Raw genomic sequence first — 22,719 nt, 5'->3', positions numbered from 1 at the left:
TCTGTGCATCAGCCTGAAGGAGATCCTATGCATACGCAGATCCTGCGTGGGCGAGCGGCTTGCCACTCGCTAGCGATGTTGCTTGCGGTCCTGCTTTTACTGACCTGGGCTCCCATACTTCATGCCCACGCCTCTTTAGTTGCCAGCAGCCCTGATAGTGGCGCCATCTTGTCCCAGCACCCCAGAACCGTTTCACTCAGTTTTAATGAATCGGTCTCACCCTTATTGATGAAGCTGATTCGTCCCGACGGCTCTACCGAATCCCTGGAAGAACCCCGGATGCAAAACAATGGGCTGGAGCTGGCATTACCCCCCTTGGAAGATCAAGGCACCTATGGACTCAGTTGGCGGGTCATTTCTGCGGACGGCCATCCCGTAGGCGGAATGCTCACGTTTTCTGTCGGTGTGCCTAGTAGTTCAAACCAACTTGATAGCAACGGCAACGGCCCTGTCAGAAATAGCTTGATTTGGCTGTCCCGTCTCTTGGGCTATCTGGGTTTGTTCACCGGCATAGCGTGGGCTCTCTACCGGGCACAGATAAGCACTTCAACGGACTCCGCTGTGCGACCCGGTCGCCTTGCCCCCATCATGCTGGCCTTGGGTGCCATCGCCTTACTGCTGAACCTTGGTTTGGTCGGTGTTGATGCCTTGGACTTGCCACTTTCTGCCTTGTTAAGCGGTACTGCCTGGAAAACAGCCGCTTCAACCTCGATGGGCTTGGCAGTCCTGCTGGGATGGATAGCCTTGGCCTGTGCGGCCCTTTCTTGGACGTTCCCCCATCCCAAGAAGCAAAAATGGCTGGCTGTTTTAGCCCTGATTCTGTTGGGCGGCTCCCTGGCTGCCAGTGGTCATGCCAGCACGGCAGAACCCGCCAGGCTATCCCGGCCCAGTGTCTGGCTGCACGTTGTGGCCGTGACGCTCTGGATAGGCTCTTTCTTGCCCTTGGCCTACGCGCTGAAGCAGGGTCAAGAATCCCGGCTCCTGACTATGTTCTCCCGCTGGATTCCCACTGTTTTATTGATCTTGATCCTGAGTGGTGCTGCGCTGATCTATGTGCAATTCGATCAGCTCTCATCTCTATGGGAAAGCGCCTATGGGCAGGTACTGGGAATCAAGCTGATACTGGTCGCCCTTCTGCTGGGATTGGGAGCCTATAACCGCTACCGTTTGACTCAAGCCGTCTTGCAGCAGGATAGCCATGCACGGCAAGCAATGCGGCGGGTGATTCACCTGGAGTATGTGCTGGTCGTGCTGATTCTGGCTGTCGTTGCCTTGTGGCGTTTTACCCCGCCCCCACGTGCCCTGGCTCAGCTTGCCGCCCCCAGCATTTCTACTCATGTCCATACTGATGCAGGGATGGCAGACCTGATCTATCTCCCGGCCAGCGCACAACACCCCGCCAGCCTGACCGTGGCCTTATACGAAGCTGATTTCAGCCCCTTGAAGGCTCAGGAAGTCGAGGTCATTTTCAGCAATCCTCAAGCCGGAGTGGAGTCGATTACCTTCCCTGCCCAGCCCACTTCGCAGGATCAATGGGAGGTCTCCACGATTGAGCTGCCCCATCTGGCCAGTTGGAACATTCGTATTCAAGTGCTGATTTCAGACTTTGAACGCATACACCTGGATACCACGCTGGATCTGCAAGCCCAATAAGTGAAATGCACCAGAACTAGCCCTTCATCACCCTTAACAAGCGATCCAGGGCCTGCTCATACAAAGGTGGCGTCAACTCATCGGGCGTCATGGATACAGCCAACGCGCTGCCATGAGCATGGTCTACCAATATGCCCAGCCACAACTCAGGCTCTCCCACACTGTCAGCCAAGAGAGTCTGCAAGCGCTGGGTAATCTTGGCCGTTACCCCGGCAAAGGCCTGCTGATCGCTAAAAATAGCCAAGGTCAGGTGGGGATGACGGCCAACCGCCTGGTGATAGCGCAACAAAATGGCGCGTAGTTCTGCCTTGCTGGTTTCGGCCTCTTCCAGCCCATCCAGAACCTGTGCATACACCCGACCGGATAGCAGGCGCAGCAAACCCGCCCGGTCGGGCACATGGTTGTACAGGCTCATGGGGGTCACACCGAGGCGGAATGCCAGGGCGCGCATGCTCAAGCCTTGCTCACCGCCTTCGTCCAGCAGTTCCAGACCCGCTTGCAGAATATGGTCCAGCGTCAGGCCGGTTCCCCCAGCTGGACGGCCTCGTCCACGGCTCATGACTTGAGCTGATAGCGCGATTGCACCAGCCCCGAGGGGAAGCTTTGGCTGGAAACCAGGCTCCAATCCATGTCTTGCTTCACGCCACCAAACAGTCGGCGTCCTTCACCGATCAGCACAGGCATGGTGGACAAGATCATGTCCTGCACCAAACCGGCACGCAAAAAGGACTGGATGACTTGGCCACCATCTACATAAATACGCTGCCGCTTTTCAGCCGCAAACTGTTCCATGACTTGCTCGGGGGTTTGCTGGGAGAAACGGACTTTGCCCTGCAAATGTTCAGGAACAGGCGTGTCCGCCAATTGTTTGGACATGACCACCACGGGCAGCTCGTACGGCCAGGCGTCAAACGTCAGGACTTTTTCGTAGGTCCCACGCCCCATCACAACCGCGTCTTTATCCGCAATAAAAGCCATATAGCCGTGGTCTTCCGCAGGATCGCTGCGCTCCAGCAACCAGGAAATATCCCCGTCCGGTTTGGCGATGAATCCGTCCAGGCTGGTGCCGATGAAAACGTGTGCGGTGCTCTTTACTGTGCTCATCATTTTTCCTTTATATATACGCCGTATATTTTATAGAAAAATAAGTCAATGAACACTAAAACCTGCACCGGGCAGGTTTTTTATCTCAAACCGTCCGCTTTCATCCACACGTAAAAAAGGCCGCATCAGCGGCCTGGGGAGATCGATACAGGGTGCAAAGCCACTACCGCAGACCCGCACCATCCTGATTGAATCAAGGCATCAGCAATCGCTGAGCTTCAAGCCGGGCTTCGCCCTCGTCCACGACAAAAGCAAAACGTAGCCCTAACACCCGCCCCAAGGTTTGCTGTGCCAAGCGAGCCGCTGCCGGAATCGCCCGCCCTTTGCTGATCAGAACCATACCAGCGCATAAGTCCTTCAAACGCTGCTTATTCTGTTTGAAGAACAAAGCCCGTTGCTTGCGTTCCTCATGGCTTTCTGCCTGGGCCTGATCCTCACCACCCAGACGTTCCGTCAACAAGACAAAGCGCTGCCCCCGGTTCAACAAGGCCTCCAACTGAGCCTGGGTTTGTTGCGGCGTTTGCGTCTGGTCGTGCTCTCTTAAAAACACCAATGGAAACTGGCTGTCATCCACTTGCATGACTTCTCCTTGCGATCAATAAAGACAGCCCACGTCAAAGCGACGAGCGCCTGAACGGGGTGCGCCCCCAAAGGCATGCATCAAACCGCTGGGCACATACAGCCAGGCAATATCGCGCAACAAGTACGGTCGGACGGTTGCGCCCTCATGTTTCATCACAGCCGGGACTCCACAAAATCACGCAATTGTGGATCTCGAATCTGCAAGGCATCAAACAAGCCCAGTGCTTTCAGGGCAGGTAAAGCAGTCAGAATATCGTTCAACGCCTGCTGACGTTGTGCGTCACCAAGCTCTGCTTGGCGCAACACGGCGGCATTATGCAAAAACGCGCCAACCGTTCCTTTGCGGATCGTCGTCCCGCCAATGTGAACTTCATTGGCATGGTCGGGAAGAATGTCTTGTGCTTGCATCAGTCGCTCCTTATGGATCAAGGTTTTCAGTGTAAGCAGAAAGGTTTTGGCGGCTGTACACTATATCGGTCAATTAATAACAAAATTACGCCATGCCTGAACGCAAGATTGGTCTGCATGATTTTCTGAATTTCCCCCAGGATCCCGTTCTGTTTGCGGTAATGGGGAATCACGACTCGGAGCTGTCTTCCCGACCGCATCAACATGCACGCGGACAACTGTTCGGGTCTCTGCGTGGCCTGCTGTCCGTAGGCGTGGAAGATGCTGTCTGGGTAGTCCCCGCCATCCATGCGGTCTGGCTGCCACCACATGTGCTGCACTCAGGCCAGTCACACGGCCCCTTTCACGGCTGGAGCGTCTATGTGGATGAAGCTGCCTGTTCCGACCTGCCCCAACAAGCCTGCACCCTGCGTACCTCAGGCCTGCTGCGCGAATCCGTCTTGCGAGCCTGCTCCTGGGATTTGGTCCCGGCCGCCCCTTTACCTGACGTACAAGCGCATATTGCCGCCGTTGTTCTGGATGAAATCCGCAATTTGCCGATTGAGCCATTTGGCCTGCCCCTGCCACAAGATCCTCGGCTACAGCGCATTGCCCGTGCCCTGATTGCCGACCCCAGCAACAATCAGGGGATGGAACATTGGGCGGACTGGGCCGCTGTCAGCCTGCGTACCCTGAGCCGTCGCTTTGTGACAGAAACCGGCTTTACCTTCACCGCCTGGCGACAACGCGCCCGCCTGATGCGATCCCTGGAAATGCTGGCAGCCGGTATTCCGGTGGCCACCATTGCCTACGATCTGGGTTACTCCAGCCCCAGCGCCTTTATCAGCCTGTTCCGCCGCAGCTTTGGGCAAACCCCTGCCAATTACCGCAACCAGCTTTAAATCTGGTGAACGGGTGCAGGAAGATATTGGCTTGGGCGAGCGCAATTCCTGACGGACGAGTTGTAGACCGAGCACAGGTATACTCGCCCAGATCGTTTTTAAGGAAACGATGTTCCAATCTGAGGGGAGCCTGGTGAGCAGGCTGAGAAACTGCCTGGCCAGATTGCACCGCAGTGACCCGTTGAACCTGATCCGGGTCATGCCGGCGAAGGGACGGGTACTGACCTGCTCGCCGGTATTCAGGCTGATCTGAAAGCCATGTATGCCTTGGGTGCCTACGGCATGAGTGTCATTACCGCCGTAGTCGCGCAAAACACGCAAGGTGTCCGGCGTTTTGTCGCGCTGGAACCGGACTTTGTGGCCGAGCAGCTAGACGCGGTTTTTGATGATGTGCGAGTGGATGCCATCAAGATCGGCATGATTGCCAATGTCGGCATTGCCGAAGCTCTTGCGGATCGCCTGCAACGCCGGGGACTGGACTGCCCGATTGTTCTGGACCCAGTGATGGCCGCCAAAAGTGGCGATCGATTGCTGAGCCCCGAAGCCGTGTCTGTCCTGCGCGACAAGCTGCTGCCCCTGTGTACCGTTTTGACCCCCAACTTGCCCGAAGCAGGTGATCTGCTGCAAAAACCGGAACCTGCTTCCTTGGCAGACATGCACGCCTATCTACACGAGCTGTGCTTGCTGGGACCCAAATGGGTATTGCTCAAAGGCGGCCATCTGGATGGGCCGGACAGTGTGGATTTACTCCAGGGCCAGGGCCAGAGCCAAAGCCAGCGCCATGTCTTTCAGACACCCCGCATTCCTACTTGTAATACACATGGCACGGGCTGCTCCTTGTCCTCTGCGATTGCCGCCCTGCTACCGGGCAGAAGCGTGCCCGAAGCGGTAGGTCTGGCCAAAAAATACCTGAATGGTGCCATCGCAGCGGCTGACCAGTTACAGGTCGGTTTAGGCCAAGGCCCCATTCATCATTTCCATGCACTGTGGGAGCAGAATGCAAGCTTGGCCGTGAAATAAAGGCGGTTCAGATACACCCACAAAGACTCATTCTGGGGCCTGTTCAGCGTCAAGGTTCAGCAAGTTGGCAATGTCGTAAATGAGAATAATTGCTATTATTCATTCCTGTCTCTGTCCTGCGCCGCTGTCTGCCCCTTATGTTTGCTCTTGCCGCTTTGTCTTTCTCGACCGTCTTCTGCTGTGCAAACGTCTGTTTGCCAGTGGACGACACACCTGTGCTGACTCACTCATGAGCACACGTGATGAACTGCTGGAGCAGGCCTATTTGAAGCTGCGCCTGCCCTTATTCCGTTTCCTGAAACGCAAGCTGGGCAATGAAGCTGATGCAGAGGATGTCACGCAGGAATCCTTTGCACGCTGGTCGGCGTCCAGCAACACGCAGGCCCCGGACAACACCAAGGCGTATCTGACGCAGATTGCCATTAATATCGTGCGCGAAACGGGCAATAAGCAAAGCCGCAGCCCGGCCATGGTATCGCTGGACGATGAAACGCAAGACAATGAAGCCCCCAGCCAATACAGCGCCAGCAATCCAGAACAACGTACCGAACACTTGCAATGTTTGAACCGTATCGAGCAAGCCTTGCAAGAACTGCCGGAGCTGCAACGCGAGGCGTTTTCTCTGCACCGTTTCGACCACCTGACTTACGAACAAATTGCCCTGAAATTGAAGATTTCCCGCGCCCTGGTCAGCCGATATATCTCCAGAACCGTGGCCTATTGCCGTCTGCGGATGGACTACTCGGCCGAACACGCCCTGTCCATGCTCTCTTCCAAGGAAACAGACGATGAGTCATGATCCATCAGTCGCCCTGTTTTACGAAGCGGCCTCGGACTGGTTGACGCGTCAGCAAGACAGCGAGCACTGGACCGCGCAAGACAAGATCGCTTTTGAGCATTGGTTGCAGCAAGACCCACGTCACCAACAGGCCTATGAAGCCATCAGCCAGACCTGGACGATGTTCGATCAGGTGAAACGGCCCGCCTCTCCGGTCAGTAAGGCCTCTAGCAAGGCCACCGCTGTACCCGCTCCCCGTCCCAAAACAACGTGGCGTGATCGCTTGGGCCTGCATTGGCGACCCGTAGTGGGCGGTGCCTTGAGCTTCTGTGCCACCCTGGGAATTGCCACTTGGTATTGGTATCAGCACAGCCCGCAATACACCCAGCATGTGGAAACGGCACAGGCAGAACAACGCGACATTACCTTGCCCGATGGCAGTGTGGTCAGCCTGAATCAGAACAGCACCCTGGAGGTGGAGTACAGCCCCCATGAGCGCAGTCTGGAGCTGCTGCAAGGCGAGGCTTTCTTCAAGGTCGCCCCACAAGGCGATCACCGCTTTGTGGTCAAAAGTGCAAACACGCAAGTACGCGTGATTGGTACGGCCTTCAATGTGCGTCTGGCTCCGTCGCGGGTCTATGTCAGCGTGCGTGAAGGGGTGGTCAGCGTGAACAGCACGGGCGATAGAGAAAACCACAGCACAACCCTGAAAGCCGGGGATGCCTTGCGCATCAGCACCGACACCGGACTGCAAAAGCCCAGCCCCAGCACACCGGATCGCGCGGGCGCCTGGCAAAGCGGGCAATTGATTTTCAAGCGCACCCCCTTGTATGAAGTCATTGATGAACTGCAAGGCTATATGACGCAACCTATTGAACTGGTAGGGACACAAATCCGCTCTTACCCGGTTTCCGGCTTTGCCAACACCCAGCACCCGGCCGACTTTCTGGATGCCTTGGCTCAACTCCTGCCGGTTCAGGTAGAGAATCTGGGGGCCCAGGGCTATCGGATTTCCGCCAAGTAGATACAAATATTTACAATCTAAACCACTCTTTTTGTAGCCTACTTCGTCCGCGCTTCATCTTTATAGATATGGCCTGCTTTTTCCAGGCTATCAGCCCTTTTGCACTCGCTGCCCGTCCAATGCGTCGGCGGCCTGTGTCAGGGGCTGTTCATCCTCTATTGAGCTGACGATTTCCATGGCTTTGAACTCAACTCTTTCATCCTGTACGACGCGCTAGAGCATTGCCCTCTTGCGAAGTGACGGCCTGTGCCTCCCCTGCCGCTACTAGCGCTCTACAAAACAGGAATGCGTGCCCGCCCTGCGGTGGACCGCTATATCGTTGATTTTGATAGTTGAGACCTTCATGAAGTCATTTCGCCAATGGTGTCTGGCCTTGAGCGCCTGCCGCCTTGCGTCCGTCAGCCAGACCCGCTTTACTCTGAAACCCGGCCTGCTCACTACCTTGCTGGCAACCTCCCTCAGTGTGTTGGCGGTCGCTAGCCCAGCCCGTGCTCAGGAAGCCGTCCAGTCCTTCAATATTCCGGCGCAATCGCTGTCGGCGGCACTGCAACATTTTTCGCGTCAGTCTAGCAGCCAACTGCTGTTTTCCGACACCTTGGTGGAAGGCAAAACCTCCCGCACCATATCCGGCAGCTATACCCCCCATGCGGCACTGGAACAGATTCTGGCAGGCTCGAACATCCAGATTCTGGCCTCGGGTAACAAGGTTTTTACGCTGCGTGATGCCACCACCACGAGTGCGGATCTGACGACCTTAAGCGCCGTTACGGTTCTTAGCTCCCGCTCCGATGCCCCCGCCGCCTATGCCGGTGGTCAGATCGCCTCGGGCAGCCGCGTCGGTTTGCTGGGCAATAAGGACGTGATGGATACGCCCTTCAGCACCACCAGCTTTACCTCTGAATACATTGAAAACCAGCAAGCGACCTCGGTGGCCGAAGTACTGCGCCACGATCCGTCGGTACGCAGCGTGTTCCCGCAAGGCGGATTGGGTGAACACACCTATGTGCGCGGCTTCTGGACCCAAAGCCATGAGCTGGCCTGGAACGGTTTGTTCGGTCTGGTGCCCCATAACCGAACCTCTACCGAACTGCTGGAACGTGTCGAAGTACTGAAAGGGCCTGGCGCCCTGCTCAGTGGCATGTCCTTGAGCGGCTCGGTCGGGGGTGTCGTCAACCTGGTGCCTAAGCGAGCGACCTCGGAGCCGATCACTCGCTTCACCACGACCCTGAAGTCTCACAACAATCTGGGCGGACACATCGACTTTGGGCGTCGCTTTGGCGAGGACGATCAATTCGGCATACGTGTGAACGGCGTCAAAGCCGATGGCAATCTGGATGTACACGGCCAACGCGAAAACCGTAGCTTGGGTGCTATTGCGCTGGACTATCAGGGCGACCGCTTGCGCGCCTCGCTGGATATGTATGACATCAATGAAAAGCAGCGCGGGGGTGCCCCTTTTCTGACCAGTTTTGCACCCGGCGAATTCCCTACCCCGCCTAACCCCAAAACAAATACCCTGCCCAACGCCTATAGCAACTCCGCCAGCAAAGCCATTATTGGCTCGGCCGAGTTTGATATTACGGACAACTGGACCGCCTTTGTCATGGGCGGCACCAAGCGCCAAAAAGGTTCAGGCTATCTGAACAATGCCTTTGGTCAACGCGCCAAAGAAAACGGGGACTACACCGCCCTGGGCATGAATATCAAAAACTACTTTGATGTGAATGCGCTGGAAATGGGTACACGAGGCGAATTCTCCACCGGCTCGATTGGCCACCATGTGGTGTTAAGCGCCAATATGATCACCCAGGAATCCGGTGCGGCCGCAGCCTCCAAAGCCTGGGCCTCGAATTTGTATGACCCGGCCCCACCTTTGGATGTAGACGAACCTGCTGTCTACAAAACCGGCAAAACCACCTTGAGCAGCCTGGCCCTGGCAGACACCTTGTCCGCTTTTGATGATCGCTTGCTGCTGACGGCTGGCATGCGTTTTCAGCGTGTCCAGCAAAAAGGCTTTAACGCCAGTGGCGCTGTAACCGACCGCTATGACGAACACGCCTTGACCCCGGCCATCGCCCTGGTCGTCAAACCCTGGGATGCCCCCGTTTCCCTGTATGCGAACTACATCGAAGGTCTGTCCCAAGGGGGTTCTGTCACGGATGCCTCTGCCGCCAACTTTGGCGAAGTCTTCTCGCCCTACAAGACCAAACAATACGAAGTAGGTTTGAAGTGGGACAACGATACCGTCCTGAACACGCTGAGCCTTTTTCAAATTGCCAAGCCCAGCATGACCAAGAATGAGGCCACCAATACCTACAAGCCCGATGGCGAGCAACGCAACCGCGGGATTGAATGGACGATTGCGGGCGAGCTGACCCCGGGGCTGCGTCTATTGGGTGGCGTGGTCTATACCGATGCCGTCTCCACCAAAACCAATGGTGGTTTGTTGAATGGCAAACAAGCCATTGGCGTACCACGCTGGAACTCGTCCCTGGGACTGGAATGGGACACCATCTGGAACCGCAATCTGACCTTGTCTGCCTCGGCCATGCATTCAGGCTCGCAATGGGTAGACACCCAAAACACCCAGAAAATACCGAGCTGGACACGCCTGGATCTGGGTCTGCGCTACACCACCAAAATTGCCAGCAATAAAGTCACCTTCCGCGCCAACGTGATCAACGCAACCGACAAGCGTTACTGGTCCAGCGTCTGGAATGGATCAACCTCTATTGGTGCCCCTCGTAGCTATCGCCTGTCGATGCAAATCGATTTCTAAGATCGGCCCTCATGAAAGACTTTTTTCTACACACACTGAGCCTGCCCAAGGTACGGGCTCAGTTGCCTCTGCTCTCGCGCATTTTGGCCGCCAGCCTGGGCGGCTATGTGCTGTCAGCCTTGTTTTCAGTGGCGACCTTGGCTTTGCCCACTTCCCGGCCAGAGGCCGTGCTGTGGGGTGCGCAGTTCAGCTTTCTGATCTGGACAGCTAGCGCTTTGTGGGCATTTCTGGCGCGTTCTGCCACCCGAGCCTGGGTCTGGCTGCTGGTCGGCTGTGTGCTCTGCCTGCTAGCCATTGCGGCACAAAGCGGGATGGAGGGCACGCTATGACGACCACCACCCCAAACGCCAAACGCCCCAAAGTCAGCAAACCTCAAGGGGTGCGCCAGATCATGTCCAACGTCCATATCTGGACGGGGCTGCTGGTAGGCTGGATTCTGTACGCCATGTTCCTGACCGGTACAGTGTCGTACTTCCGCGAAGAGCTCTCCACCTATATGCGCCCGGAGCTGCACCAACTTGCGGAACAGCCCGCCGCGCAGGTCGCGCAGAACGTGCTGGATACGATTATTGAGCAAGACCCGGGCACACCTCTGGTACTGATGAGCTTGCCTACCAGCCGCAATCCCCTGGCCAGCGCTTTCTGGCGTACCCCACCAGGATCGGACGCGAATCGCCCCGCTTTTGATCGTGCCATTTTTGATCCGAACAATGGGCAAAAGCTGAGCATCCGAGACACCGAGGGTGGGGACTTCTTCTTCGCCTTTCACTTCAACCTGCACTATATGTCGCCCTTGTGGGGACGCTGGATTGCAGGCTTGTCTGCCATGTTCATGCTGATCGCCATTGTTAGCGGGGTGATTACGCACAAGAAGATTTTTATCGACTTCTTCACCTTCCGTTGGGGCAAAGGCCAGCGCTCCTGGCTGGATGCACACAATGCCTTGTCGGTATTTGGCCTGCCATTTCACTTCATGATTACCTGGAGTGGCCTGATCACCTTGATGCTGTTGTACATGCCCTGGGGCATGCAGCAACTGCCCAATATGCAGGACCGCGCCGCCGTCAACAGTGAAATGCGCTTCTTTCTGCCCGGTGGGCAACCTTCAGGCACGCCCGCCACTCTGGTTCCGATCAGCGATCTGGTGCAACAGGCAGAAGCGCGTTGGGGCAAGAACAGCGTGGGTTCGGTACAGGTGAATCTGGCCAATGACAGCAATGCCCGTGTCGCCATTGCTCGTCAGCAGGCCCAGCGTATTTCCATTACCCCGCACTATCTTTTGTTTGATGGAGTCAGCGGCGAACTGATCAGCGCCAAAGAGTCTTCCGGACCAGCGGCCACGACGCAAGGCGTGCTTTATGGCTTGCATCTGGGTCGATTTGCCGACATTGCGACACGCTGGTTTTACTTTCTGGTCAGTCTGGCCGGTACCGCCATGGTGGGCACTGGTCTGGTGCTATGGACGGTGAAGCGGCGCAGCAAGCTGGCTGACCCCAGCAAACCTTACTTTGGCTTTGCTTTGGTGGAGCGCCTGAACATTGCCAGCATTGCAGGCCTGTCCGTCGCCACGACCAGCTTTTTATGGCTGAACCGATTGCTGCCACTGGACATGGCTCAACGTGCTCAATGGGAAGTGCACGGCTTTTTCATTGTCTGGGCGGCCACCCTGCTTTGGTCTTGCCTGCGCCCGGCACGACGTGCCTGGCTGGAACTGCTGTGGGTGGCGACGGCCTTGCTGGTGGCCCTGCCTATCTTGAACTTCTTTCAGACCGATCGGCACCTGTTTAACAGCCTGCAATCCGGAGATTGGCTATTCGCCAGCTTTGATATCAGCCTGTGGGTGTTTGCGGCCCTGCATGCCTATATGGCACGCCGCGTCACACGTCATAAAGCCAAAGGCAAACCCGCCCCCAAGACACCTCCAAGCAAAAAAGCCGCAGCCTCGACACCGTCTGCACAGCCAGGAGCAGCAGACATGCAGGAGCAAACACCATGAGCCCCTCCCAGATAGACCTGCTGGCACATAGCCTGATTTTCCTGCCCTGCCTGCTCGGCTTCCTGTGCCTGGCCCTGGCCATGTACCGCCATCAGATGGATCTGTTCGACAAAGAACTCTCCAAACCACGCATCGTGCTTTTGCGCTGCGTCGGTTGGCTATGCCTGCTCATCGCCCTGCTGATGTGCGCCCAGACCATGGGCTGGGGCTTTGGACTGGTTGCCTATAGCGGCCACACCAGCATTGCCGCCGGTTTGGTCTTTATTAGCCTGGTCCTGTTTGATCGCCTCAAGCGCCAACGCTGAACTATTCACTGTAGATTTCATAAGGAGTTAGCCATGAAACATTCCCCTTTTAAACTCACCGCCATTTTTTGCGCCGCCGTGCTCCTGGTCGCCTGCGCCACCCCTGAATCGTCTCAAACCCACAATGCGCGTAACGATACCGCAGCAGCCAGCCATACAGAGCAAGCCGCTCCCCGTGCAGAGCGGATCAATCTGGCTGAAGGTCTATACCAGGTAGCATTCAGCGCTCGCCACAACACGATTTATGTCGCTTCGGCAGGCAACTTCGAGGAAGGATCACCCCCCAGCGCCATCTACTTTCTGGACCCACAAACCCTGGCCGTAAAAGGCCATCTGCCGCTGGAGCGCAAAGCCTTCGCCCTGACGCTGGATGACGCTGCCGACCGCCTGTATGTAGGCAATGCCGTCGACAGTTCGATTACCGTTATCGACACCGCAAAGAAAACTGTACTGAACACCGTGCAGTTGGCCAAAAAAGTGAAACGCATCGGCCCGAATGGTAAAGAGATGGAGCTGTACACCCACTACCCACGTGAGCTGGTTCTGGACAAGAAACACAATCGCCTCTTTGCCCCCGGTTTGTGGTTCCAGGACAGCGTGCTGTATGTGATCAGCCTGGACACGATGACGGTAGAAAAAGAGATTCCCGGCTTTGGCTATGTAGCCCGTGGCGCAGTGTTGAATGAAGCCGAAAACACACTTTACGTGTCCAACTTCCAGGGCCAGCTCTTTACGGTGGACACCGGCAGCCTGGCCGTCAGCAAAAAGGCCGAAGTCGCGGCAGACCAACTGATCAACCTGGAGTTCGACCAGAAAAACCACCGCGTGCTGGCCACCGATGTGGGGGACGAACGCACCAACACCATGCGTAAAAATGCAGGCAAACTGGAATACAGCGTGCGCGGCGAAGGCAATCGCGTGCTTGTGATCAACCCGGATAACGGGCAGGTAGAGCACAGCATCCCCACCGGCAAAGCCCCTCTGGACCTGCTGCTGGATGAACAGCGCCAACGCCTGTACGTCACCACCCGAGAGGCAGGCACGGTTGAAGTCTATGACAACAAAACCCGCCAGCAATTACACAGCATCGAATTGCCCGCCCACCCGAATAGCCTGGCCCTGAACCCCAGCACTGGGGATGTCTACGTCACGATTAAAAATGGGGAAGATGCCGCCAAAGGTACAAAAGAAGGCCTGGTGCGCTTGAGCTTTTAAAGCCTCAACCCCGCCCTGATCGCGGTAAACATCAGAAATTGATTCGCATCGAAATACGTGCCCATGCCAAGTTTGGCTGGGCACGTATTTTTTTTGGCAGGAAAAACAGGTAGGCGCTAGCCGGACCTCTAACATACAAAGCCCCTGATGCTGGACAGCAAGCCTCAGCCAGGCTCCACCTTCCGGCCATCTCCAAGGGCACATGCGCGTCATCCCAGACTCAGATTGCACCTCGGGCCTCCTGGACTCTACAAGCGCCTACAATCCATTTCTGGCCATCATTTCAGCTTTTCAGCCCGACACCACTAAAATTTTAACTAGAATGATGTGCTGACTAATTACCCATACAGGCCAAGGTATTTTCCAATCCTAATCAGATGAACAGAATTTCCTGCTATCTGACATCAAACATTACCGTTTGGTCATGTTTTCCTATTTCTACACATCACCATTTATTATCAATCCATTCATTTAATAGATGGACTAGCCTGTTCATACATCGCCTGGAAGCCCAATGTGGAATTGTTTACTGATTGAAGACGACCGAGAAAATGCCCGCTATTTAGTAAATGGCTTATCCGAACTTGGCTATTCGGTAGTGACCAGTTACGATGGCGTTTCTGGTTTGGAAAATGCCATGAAAGACGTTTGGGATGTGATTATTCTTGATCGCATGTTACCCAATAATGTCGATGGTCTTTCTATTCTTTTTACCTTGCGATCTTTAGGCAAAAAAGTCCCCGTATTGGTATTAAGTGCCTTATCGGGCGTAGACGATAAAGTCGATGGTTTGAAAGCGGGTGGCGATGATTATTTAATCAAACCTTTTTCCTTCCAGGAATTGGCGGCTCGATTACACGCTTTGATACGGCGCAGTAGCGACAGCGCCGAAATCAAGAGCCTGCAGGTTGATGATCTGGTAATGAATATCCGCAACCAGAAAATCTCCCGTGGCGAGGAAGTTCTGGAGCTGCAGCCGCGCGAAATCAAGCTGCTCTCCTATCTGCTGATGAACAGCCACAAGATTGTCACCCGCACCATGTTGCTGGAGGTCGTGTGGGGCTATAACTTCGACCCCCAATCCAATGTGATTGACGTGCTGGTCAGCCGTTTGCGGCGCAAGGTGGATAAAGAAGGCGCCACACCCTTAATCCATACCGTACGCGGCCGGGGCTATGTGCTGAGTGATAAAGAAAGCATCGATGGCCTCAAACTGAAACGCTGTGATGATTGATTTCATAAAACGGCTGTGGGAGTCCACCTCCTTCCGGCTGACCTTGAATTACAGCATCCTGGCCATCTTTACCACGCTGTTTCTAATCGGTTTTTTCTACGTCCAGGTCTTTGGGGCCTTGCGTGACGAGCATCTGCGGCAAATCAATGTTGCCGTCCAGCGGCTCAGCATTGCCTACGAAGTGGGCGGGCGCGAAGAGATCCTGCGCATGATCGAGCTGACCCTGTCCGACCGCATTGATTCGGGCCAGGAAATTTACCTGCTGCTGGATGAATACAACCACACACTGGTCGGCAATATCAGCGAGATTCCAGGGCTGGACAATCTGCCCGAGCGGCAGGTGGTGGAGGTCCAGATCAAGCATATCGATGCCTTGTCCGAGGGCAATGTCCGCGTTACCAAGTTGTCCGGTGGCGAAACTCTGGTCGTCGGGCATGAGCTGGGCAACTTGAACGAGCTGCGTGCCATGCTCAGCCGCATTATTGTGACGTCCATGATTCTGGCTCTGATGCTGGTGATTCTGGGAGCCTATGTATTTAGCAGCGAACTGAAATATCGCGTGGGCCGCATCCGCTTGCTGACCGAACAAGTGGGCGCCGGTGATATTTCCAAGCGCATCACCTCCGAGAGCGAGGACGTCTTTGGCCTGATCCACCACGACATCAACCGTATGCTGGACAAGATCGAGAGCCTGATGCAAGGCGCTCGGCATATCTCCGACACGGTGGCCCACAATATCCGCACGCCCTTGACCCGTATCGTAGGCAAGCTGCGCGAGACACAGAAACTGCCCGGCCTGCCCCAAAACGTGCAGGATGCACAGCAAGAAGCCATTGAAGAGGTGGAGAATCTGAGCGTGTTGCTGGGCAAGCTCTTGCAGATTGCCGAGCTGAATGCAGGCGTGCAAAGGCAAAACTTCAAGGCCTGCGATCTGGAAGTGATTGCAGAAGACGTCCTGGATCTGTACAGCTTTTTTGCTGAAGAAAAAGGCATCACACTTCAAAAAAAGAAAATCGATAAAGTCACTATTAATGGTGATAGCAATTTATTGGCCAGCGCTTTAGCCAACCTGGTGGATAATGCAGTGAAATATGCTCATTCCCATGCCAGCGTAGAAATCAAAAAATTGGCTGATAATAAAATCGCCATTTCTGTGGAAGATGATGGCCCGGGAGTACCTGAAAGCGAATATGACAATGTGGGCAAATATTTTTATCGCTTCAATCATGAAAGCGAAGGCTTTGGTTTGGGATTAACTAGTGTCGCTGCCATTATCGAATTGCATCGTGGCGAAATGATTTTCTCTGACGCCAAACCCGGTTTACGGGTGACAGTTTTGCTTTCTTCCTGATGCTTGCCGCTCATTTCAAACATGACCAAAAGGTAATGAAACTGTCACCCTAGCTCCTCGCCCCCTCCGCTAAGCTAGCCTGATTTTTAAACGCTCTTTCTGGGTTTTATAAAAATCATGCTTGCTTTAAGGGAATGAGGAGATTCATGAGCAGACAAAAATATTATTCAGCAGGCCTCATGGTGGGGGTGGGTGTCTTCACCGTCCTGATGGGCCAGAAATACTCTCTGGGCAGCATGGCCCGCATGGGTCCGGGCTACTTTCCGTTTCTGCTGGGCATTGTGATGATCGTGCTGGGCGCTCTGTACTTGTTTGTAGAGACCGCCGCACACGACGACGAGCAGGAAGAAGACTACGGCCCGCCGCAATGGCGTGGCTGGCTGGCCATTGTGGGCGGCATCATTGCCTTCATTATTCTGGGTCGCTACGGCGGTCTGGTGCCTGCCACCCTTGCCCTGGTGTTCATCTCCGCTATGGGCGACAAAGAACACTCCTGGATCACCGCCTTCTTGCTGTCCATCTTCGTGACGCTGCTGGGTGTGATTATTTTCTCTTGGGGGCTAGAGCTGCAGTTCCCCCTGTTCACCTGGGGTTAAGGCATGGAAATATTATCTAACCTGATGCACGGCTTTAGCGTTGCCTTCCAGTTGGACAACCTGATGTGGGCCGTGTTTGGTGTCTTTATGGGCAACCTGATCGGGGTGTTGCCCGGCATGGGTGTGCTGGCCGCGATCTCGATTTTGCTGCCCCTGACCTACGCCATGACGCCTACCGCTGCCTTGATCATGCTGGCCGGTATTTATTATGGTTCCCAGTACGGTGGTGGCATTACCTCCATCATGCTGAATCTGCCCGGCACGGCATCGCATGCAGTGGCGTGTCTGGACGGCAACCCCATGGCCCGCAACGGCAAGGCGGGATCGGCGCTGTTCATGCTGATGTTGTCCTCCTTTTTTGGAGCCACCATCGGCATTCTGGCCATGATTCTGTTCTCGCCTGTCCTGGTCAATGTGGCCTTCAAATTCGGCCCCGCCGAATACTTTTCCATGATGATGCTGGGCCTGCTGGCCGGTGCCACGCTGGCAAAAGGTTCGGCCATCAAGGGCGTCGCCATGGTGGTGATGGGTCTGATCTTTGGCGTGGTGGGCACGGACGTGAACAGCGGTGTGTCGCGCTTTGACTTCAACATCCCCGAACTGCAGGACGGCTTGCAGATTGTGGCGCTGGCCATGGGGCTGTTCGGGATTGCTGACTTTCTGAAGAACATTAACCGCATCAATAGCGGCCACACCAAAACCATCGGTAAAGTCTCAGGCCGCTCCTTGCGTCCAGAAAAAGGCGACATCAAGCAATCCAGAGGGGCTCTGGTTCGCGGGACAGCCATTGGCGCTGCCTTCGGAATCTTGCCTGGCACCGGCCCCACCATTGCCTCTTTCATTGCTTACGCAACTGAAAAGAAAGTGGCTAAAAACCCCGAGCGTTTTGGGCGTGGTGCGATTGAAGGCATTGCTTCCCCGGAAGCCGCCACCAGCGCATCCACTCAAACCAGCTTCATTCCTACCTTGAGCCTGGGCATTCCCGGCGACCCGGTCATGGCCTTGATGCTGGGTGCGCTGATCATTCACGGTATCCAGCCCGGCCCGCAAATGGTGGTCGAGCATGCCGATATGTTCTGGGGCTTGATCGCCAGCTTCTGGGTAGGCAATATCCTGCTGCTGGTGCTGAACCTGCCCTTGATCGGCATGTGGGTCCGCCTGCTGTCCGTGCCCTTCAAGTACCTGTACCCTGCCGCCCTGTTCTTTGTCTGCGTAGGCGTTTACAGCACCAACAACAACCTGTTCGATGTGAACATCGTGCTGTTGTTTGGTGTGCTGGGTTACTTCTTCATGCGCTTGCGTTTTGAAGCGGCACCCTTGCTGCTGGGCTTTGTATTGGGGCCGATGGTCGAAGAGAACTTCCGCCGTGCCCTGCTGCTGTCCCGGGGTGATCCAATGATCTTCCTGGAACGCCCGATCAGCATGGTCTTTATCATTGCCTGCGTACTGCTGATGCTGGGGCTGACCTACTCCTTCTGGCGCTCTAATAGTCAGAAGAAACTGGGAGACCTGGCGAAGGCATGATCGATGCTTCTGCTACCAGTCCAGGCTGCTGGGTTTAGGCATAACTGCTGCAATCCCGAACGATGACCTGGCCTTGTTGATCCTCACCCCAAACCCTCCCGGGTTTGGGGTGTTTTGTTTGTGGCCTCTCGTTCCTGGACCTCATCACGCACTGATATCCAGTGTTGCTCCCCGCAGCGTGCCCGCCCTGGCCCAACTTTTTTCATAAACTGCTGGTGTAATTCCACGTCTTAGGTAATGATATTGAATCTCAATATCATTTGAGACGGTTTTTAGCCCTCAACATAAGCAGCACCACACCTCCCATGCCCCAGGATCAGCCCCTATCCGCCCCTGCGGATACCCACCCCCAGCCCGAACCCTCTGCTCCCCTCCCTTTAACGCCCCTGATGCTGGCCTACATGAGCTGCACCATGGCCATGATGGCTTTTGTGTCCCTGGTCGGGCCCATTGCCCGCTCTCTGCATCTGCCCCCATGGCAGGCCGGGGCCGTCGTTACCGTCGGTGGCGTTTTGTGGATGCTGCTATCCCGACCCTGGGGCGCACTCAGTGACAAGCGTGGACGACGACCCGTTTTACTCACCGGCGTAGGCGGCTTCATGCTGGCGTACTGGGCCATGTGCGCCGTCCTGATTTTGTCCCTGCACTGGCGAGCCTCCCCCTGGCTGGTTTTTATTGGGCTTTTACTTAGCCGAGGAGCCGTCGGTGGTTTCTTCGCAGCGATTCCCACCACCAGCCAAGCCCTGATTGCTGATCACGTTGCCCCCGAACGGCGAGCCAATGTCATGGCCTCCTTAGGCGCCGCCAATGGGATTGGCCTGGTCGCTGGCCCCGCCATGGCGGCCATGCTGGCTCAATACGGTTTGGATCTGCCGCTATACCTCACCGCCTTATTGCCCTTGCTGGCGCTAGGCATCTTGTGGAAACGATTGCCCCACAACAAGGCCAGCACCGATATCAAACCGGTAGACCTGCGCTTGGGTGATCCTCGACTACGGCAAGCCATGCTGGTTGCCTTTGCTGCCATGTTCAGTGTGGCGGTCGGCCAAATTGCGGTCGGGTTCTTTGCGATTGACCGCCTGGGGCTGGAGCCGGAAGCCGCGGCCCAAGCCGCTGGTTTTGCCTTGACCTTGGTGGGTGTGGGCCTGATTACCTCGCAGCTTATTGTGCGCAGACTGTCCTGGACACCACAGCGCTTGATTCGTGTCGGAGGACTGATCAGCGCCGCTGGTTTTGGTGCCGTGGCCTTGGTCGATAGCCAATGGACACTGATGCTTTGCTACTTCTTTGCAGCAGGCGGCATGGGCTGGATATTCCCGGCCTTCTCGGCCCTGGCGGCCAATGCCGTCGAACCCCATGAACAAGGTGCCGCAGCCGGGTCCATTGGGGCCGCACAAGGCTTGGGCATTGTGTTGGGTCCTTTAGTTGGAAGCTTGCTGTATGAAGTTTCCCCCGGTGTCCCTTATGTACTGGTTTGCGTGCTGCTGATTCTGGTTGCCTTGCTTGCGGCAAATAGCCCTACAAAAAACGAAGCCACGGAATAGTGGCTTCGTTCTGAGCCCAATACGAGTGGGGAGTCATCCCCACTCGTATACTGTTCTAATTCTTACCCTTGGCTTCGGCTTCGGCTTCGGCTTCGGCTTCGGCTTCGGCTTCGGCTTCGGCTTCGGCCTGATTGTTGCGCATCAAACCTGGGTTTCCACTTGCTCCGCATTGAACATATCCCAATGCAGCAACCATTCCCCTTCGACCTTGCGCCAGATCACCAGGTAGCGACCTTGTTGTGCCACCACTCGCTCATCTTGCGAAGGCCCGGCGTACAAGGTGTAGCGCCCAATCTCACGCGCCTCATCTCCCGCTCCTTCCACCGATACGCTCTCAAATTGCGCGCCGCAAATCCCCAGGCGAAAGACTTCTTCAAAATAGGCTCCCACCGCCGCCTTGCCCACCAGGGTAGGCGTGCCATGAGGCATCAGATGAATGTCATCGGTATAGCGGGTCAGCAAGGTCGCAACATTACGGCTGGCCAGAGCCTGGGCCAATTGATCTTCTGCCGCTTGAATGGCGCGCTGCAATTGTGCTTGATCGGTCATGAATTTCTCCTTGAAAAATAGATTTAGAATGCGGCGCTGCGGTAGACGGTCTGCCCATCTACCATCGTGAGCAGGCTGCAGGTTTGCGGCAAGGTGTCAGGGGACACGCTAAAAATGTCTTGCGACAGTACGGCCAGATCCGCGATGCAGCCGGGCAACAAACGGCCTTTATCCGCTCCACGCCCCTCGGCTATCGCGCTGCCATAGGTATAGGCACGCACAGCTTGTTCCATCGTCATGGCTTCGCCCGGTCGAGCGGGATGGTCAACCGCCGCGAACAAGCTCAAAAAGGGATTCAATGGCCCATCCGACCCAATCGCTACCGGTACTCCGGCCTGCTCCAGGCTCTGAAACGCACCGCTAAAACCTGAGAACCCTGTGTCACCGGCATAGAACCAGAAGTGAGTCGGGTTCTGCACCACCATCGCCCCCGTCTGCGACAAACGCGTCAATTGCGCTGGGGTCAGACCATCTGCATGTTCGATACGCAAGGCACGTGCACGCCAATCGACCTGAGGCTCAAACTCCTCCAGCACACACAAGACACTCTCCAGCGTTCGATCTCCAATCGCATGCAAGAGCAACTGCTCCCCGGCTTGCAGACTCTCTTGCAACATGCGAGCAATTTCCTGGCGAGAGAAGTTCTCGACCCCATGCAAAGCCTCAGTAGCCTTGGCCGCGACCGAGCCTGTATAAGCCTGCGTTACCGCCGCGCCCCCTTCAATCGGGGTGCCATCCAGAATCCATTTGCTTCCATGAAATTCAATCCGCTCACCGGGGTGTCGTGGCAAGCCTTGCCCATCACTGGCTAAACGACCCGCATGTCCGGACGGTGGAAAACGAATCACCCGGACTCGAATCGGCAAGGCAGCCGCTTGCAGCATCGCGATATAGCGCTCGGGGGGAGTCCAGGTCATGTTCTGGATCGTGGTGATCCCCCAGCGCAGACAATCCTCTGCCAAGGTCTGCAAACTGGCGACGCCCTCCTCCACAGTGGCCATGGACGCAAAACAGCGTTGCGGGGACCAGGAGGCGTACTCATGGATACGGCCCGACAAACGACGAGAGCCAGGCACGCGCTCATACACCCCACCCACGGGATCTGGCGCGTCATCGTCCAGACCCAGACGAGTCATGGCAGCGCTGTTCACTACATTGGTGTGATTGGTCATGCCCAGAAACAGCACCGGATGCAGGGGAGCCAATTCATCCAGGAGCAGTCGGGCAAGTTGGGGCTCGTTAATCAACTGCGCACCCAGCGTTGCATAAATCCATGTCCCTGCCGGAGACTGCGCCACGGCGGTCTGCAACAAGGAAACCAGCACATCCAGCGAAGGATCGGCCTCCAGGTCGATAGGCAAACGAATCCCGACTGGGTCCGGTGTGTGATGCATATGTGCGTCGTTCAAGCCCGGAATGACCAGCTTGCCCTGCAGGTCGATCACCTCGGTAGTCGGCCCGACTCGCTGCCGTACCTGCGACACGCTACCCGCCAGCAGCACACGGCCATCTGCGATAGCCAGCGCCTCGCACCACGGCAAATCGGTGTCACCCGTAAAAATGCGTCCATGCACCAGAACGGTATCAGCCAAACCAGACTGCCCCTTTTGCTTGGGGCCCTGGCCAGTAACGGGATCTCGGTGTTCAGCACCGGACGAGGCAGGAGCGCTGGCCTGTACCGACTGCTGGCCTGTTGGGGCCTCTGACTCCTGCAACAAGGCAGCTCGTACCGCCTCCGCCAAGCCAGCTTGTTTCATTGAAAACGTAGTCTGCCCAGCCAGAAGGCGCTGCCAGAACAGTGCCCCACAGGTCCAATGAAAGGGCTGGGTCAAACGGCCCGGCTGGGTCCAGGACTGGCCTTGCTGTCGTTGCGGCAAGCTGGCATGGGCATCGAGCATGCCCAGAAAATCAGCCCCGCCCATATGACAGGCACAACGGACATGCGGCCAGGGTCGCAAACGCCCATCACTGTTTGAATTGCTATCCGCCAGCGCCCACAGCGACTGCCTCAAGCCGGATGGCTCACGATCACGCGATGCCTGCCTGCCATGCAAGCTAGCAGTCACATCAAACGCCATTGCCCCCTGTGTCCTCAGCGTACTACTCATCTGACTGTCTCCATTTCTTTTTATCTGATGAGGACTGTACTTGGCTCGCACTCCTCATCACGGACAAA

Annotated in this window: 22 protein-coding genes and 1 riboswitch; of the genes, 15 read left to right on the top strand and 7 right to left on the bottom strand. The window is 56.0% G+C overall.

Annotated features, from left to right (window positions below; translation table 11 throughout):
- Nucleotides 1-27 precede the first annotated feature (27 nt).
- Nucleotides 28-1,653 (top strand): CopD family protein, encoded by a 1,626-nt coding sequence (locus JYG33_RS02785; RefSeq protein ID WP_207874155.1) that lies wholly within the window; start codon nucleotides 28-30, stop codon nucleotides 1,651-1,653.
- Nucleotides 1,654-1,669: 16 nt separating this feature from the next.
- Here the strand turns inward: JYG33_RS02785 and JYG33_RS02780 are convergent, their stop codons facing one another.
- The 5 genes from JYG33_RS02780 to JYG33_RS02760 all read right to left on the bottom strand — a co-directional run bounded on the left by JYG33_RS02780 (nucleotide 1,670) and on the right by JYG33_RS02760 (nucleotide 3,747).
- On the bottom strand, nucleotides 1,670-2,212 hold the full coding sequence (locus JYG33_RS02780; protein WP_207874154.1) for a TetR/AcrR family transcriptional regulator: 543 nt from the start codon (nucleotides 2,210-2,212) through the stop codon (nucleotides 1,670-1,672).
- Nucleotides 2,209-2,757, bottom strand: coding sequence for a dihydrofolate reductase family protein (locus JYG33_RS02775; RefSeq protein ID WP_207874152.1), 549 nt, complete (start codon nucleotides 2,755-2,757; stop codon nucleotides 2,209-2,211). The genes JYG33_RS02780 and JYG33_RS02775 overlap by 4 nt, the downstream gene beginning before the upstream one ends.
- Nucleotides 2,758-2,950: 193 nt before the next feature.
- On the bottom strand, nucleotides 2,951-3,337 hold the full coding sequence (locus JYG33_RS02770; protein ID WP_207874150.1) for a hypothetical protein: 387 nt from the start codon (nucleotides 3,335-3,337) through the stop codon (nucleotides 2,951-2,953).
- A 15-nt stretch (nucleotides 3,338-3,352) separates the two neighbouring features.
- On the bottom strand, nucleotides 3,353-3,496 hold the full coding sequence (locus tag JYG33_RS02765; protein ID WP_207874148.1) for a hypothetical protein: 144 nt from the start codon (nucleotides 3,494-3,496) through the stop codon (nucleotides 3,353-3,355).
- Nucleotides 3,493-3,747, bottom strand: a complete 255-nt coding sequence (locus JYG33_RS02760; RefSeq protein ID WP_207874146.1) for a hypothetical protein — start codon at nucleotides 3,745-3,747, stop codon at nucleotides 3,493-3,495. The genes JYG33_RS02765 and JYG33_RS02760 overlap by 4 nt, the downstream gene beginning before the upstream one ends.
- Before the next feature lie 92 nt (nucleotides 3,748-3,839).
- On the opposite strand from JYG33_RS02760, the gene JYG33_RS02755 reads away from it, so the two are divergent.
- The 14 genes from JYG33_RS02755 (at nucleotide 3,840) to JYG33_RS02690 (ending at nucleotide 19,994) form a co-directional block, all read left to right on the top strand.
- The gene (locus JYG33_RS02755) at nucleotides 3,840-4,628 is read left to right on the top strand and encodes a helix-turn-helix transcriptional regulator (RefSeq protein WP_207874144.1); all 789 of its coding nucleotides are present in this window, start codon (nucleotides 3,840-3,842) and stop codon (nucleotides 4,626-4,628) included.
- Nucleotides 4,629-4,740: 112 nt separating this feature from the next.
- A riboswitch (TPP riboswitch) is annotated at nucleotides 4,741-4,859 on the top strand.
- A gap of 27 nt (nucleotides 4,860-4,886) precedes the next feature.
- Nucleotides 4,887-5,648, top strand: a complete 762-nt coding sequence (thiD, locus tag JYG33_RS02750; protein ID WP_207874142.1) for a bifunctional hydroxymethylpyrimidine kinase/phosphomethylpyrimidine kinase — start codon at nucleotides 4,887-4,889, stop codon at nucleotides 5,646-5,648.
- 229 nt (nucleotides 5,649-5,877) lie between these two features.
- Nucleotides 5,878-6,447 carry a sigma-70 family RNA polymerase sigma factor gene (locus JYG33_RS02745; protein ID WP_207874140.1) on the top strand — a complete coding sequence of 190 codons (570 nt, stop codon included), beginning with the start codon at nucleotides 5,878-5,880 and terminating at the stop codon, nucleotides 6,445-6,447.
- Nucleotides 6,437-7,450 carry a FecR domain-containing protein gene (locus tag JYG33_RS02740; protein WP_207874138.1) on the top strand — a complete coding sequence of 338 codons (1,014 nt, stop codon included), beginning with the start codon at nucleotides 6,437-6,439 and terminating at the stop codon, nucleotides 7,448-7,450. Before JYG33_RS02745 ends, JYG33_RS02740 begins: the two co-directional genes overlap by 11 nt.
- Before the next feature lie 343 nt (nucleotides 7,451-7,793).
- Nucleotides 7,794-10,229 (top strand): TonB-dependent receptor, encoded by a 2,436-nt coding sequence (locus tag JYG33_RS02735; RefSeq protein ID WP_207874136.1) that lies wholly within the window; start codon nucleotides 7,794-7,796, stop codon nucleotides 10,227-10,229.
- A gap of 11 nt (nucleotides 10,230-10,240) precedes the next feature.
- A complete protein-coding gene (locus JYG33_RS02730; RefSeq protein ID WP_207874134.1) occupies nucleotides 10,241-10,558 on the top strand; it encodes a DUF3649 domain-containing protein in 318 nt (105 codons plus the stop codon).
- Entirely contained in the window at nucleotides 10,555-12,225 is a 1,671-nt protein-coding gene (locus tag JYG33_RS02725) for a PepSY-associated TM helix domain-containing protein (RefSeq protein ID WP_207874132.1), read from the top strand. Before JYG33_RS02730 ends, JYG33_RS02725 begins: the two co-directional genes overlap by 4 nt.
- A complete protein-coding gene (locus JYG33_RS02720) occupies nucleotides 12,222-12,530 on the top strand; it encodes a DUF3325 domain-containing protein (RefSeq protein ID WP_207874129.1) in 309 nt (102 codons plus the stop codon). The genes JYG33_RS02725 and JYG33_RS02720 overlap by 4 nt, the downstream gene beginning before the upstream one ends.
- Before the next feature lie 33 nt (nucleotides 12,531-12,563).
- Nucleotides 12,564-13,745, top strand: coding sequence for a YncE family protein (locus tag JYG33_RS02715; protein ID WP_207874127.1), 1,182 nt, complete (start codon nucleotides 12,564-12,566; stop codon nucleotides 13,743-13,745).
- Between the two features lie 514 nt (nucleotides 13,746-14,259).
- Nucleotides 14,260-14,979, top strand: coding sequence for a response regulator transcription factor (locus JYG33_RS02710; protein WP_207874125.1), 720 nt, complete (start codon nucleotides 14,260-14,262; stop codon nucleotides 14,977-14,979).
- Nucleotides 14,972-16,330, top strand: a complete 1,359-nt coding sequence (locus JYG33_RS02705) for a HAMP domain-containing sensor histidine kinase (protein ID WP_207874123.1) — start codon at nucleotides 14,972-14,974, stop codon at nucleotides 16,328-16,330. Before JYG33_RS02710 ends, JYG33_RS02705 begins: the two co-directional genes overlap by 8 nt.
- 146 nt (nucleotides 16,331-16,476) lie before the next feature.
- Nucleotides 16,477-16,926 carry a tripartite tricarboxylate transporter TctB family protein gene (locus JYG33_RS02700; RefSeq protein WP_207874121.1) on the top strand — a complete coding sequence of 150 codons (450 nt, stop codon included), beginning with the start codon at nucleotides 16,477-16,479 and terminating at the stop codon, nucleotides 16,924-16,926.
- A gap of 3 nt (nucleotides 16,927-16,929) precedes the next feature.
- Nucleotides 16,930-18,450, top strand: a complete 1,521-nt coding sequence (locus tag JYG33_RS02695) for a tripartite tricarboxylate transporter permease (RefSeq protein WP_207874119.1) — start codon at nucleotides 16,930-16,932, stop codon at nucleotides 18,448-18,450.
- Nucleotides 18,451-18,755: 305 nt separating this feature from the next.
- The gene (locus JYG33_RS02690; RefSeq protein WP_207874117.1) at nucleotides 18,756-19,994 is read left to right on the top strand and encodes an MFS transporter; all 1,239 of its coding nucleotides are present in this window, start codon (nucleotides 18,756-18,758) and stop codon (nucleotides 19,992-19,994) included.
- Between the two features lie 141 nt (nucleotides 19,995-20,135).
- On the opposite strand, the gene JYG33_RS02685 is transcribed toward JYG33_RS02690, so the two are convergent.
- Both JYG33_RS02685 and JYG33_RS02680 read right to left on the bottom strand, forming a co-directional pair.
- Nucleotides 20,136-20,543, bottom strand: a complete 408-nt coding sequence (locus JYG33_RS02685) for a nuclear transport factor 2 family protein (RefSeq protein ID WP_207874115.1) — start codon at nucleotides 20,541-20,543, stop codon at nucleotides 20,136-20,138.
- Nucleotides 20,544-20,566: 23 nt separating this feature from the next.
- On the bottom strand, nucleotides 20,567-22,651 hold the full coding sequence (locus JYG33_RS02680; RefSeq protein ID WP_207874113.1) for an amidohydrolase: 2,085 nt from the start codon (nucleotides 22,649-22,651) through the stop codon (nucleotides 20,567-20,569).
- Between the last annotated feature and the right edge of the window lie 68 nt (nucleotides 22,652-22,719).

The sequence above is a fragment of the Alcaligenes sp. SORT26 genome, from assembly GCF_017377875.1.
In the GTDB taxonomy this organism is placed as follows: domain Bacteria; phylum Pseudomonadota; class Gammaproteobacteria; order Burkholderiales; family Burkholderiaceae_B; genus Alcaligenes; species Alcaligenes parafaecalis.
This window is presented reverse-complemented; position numbering and strand designations above follow the sequence as displayed.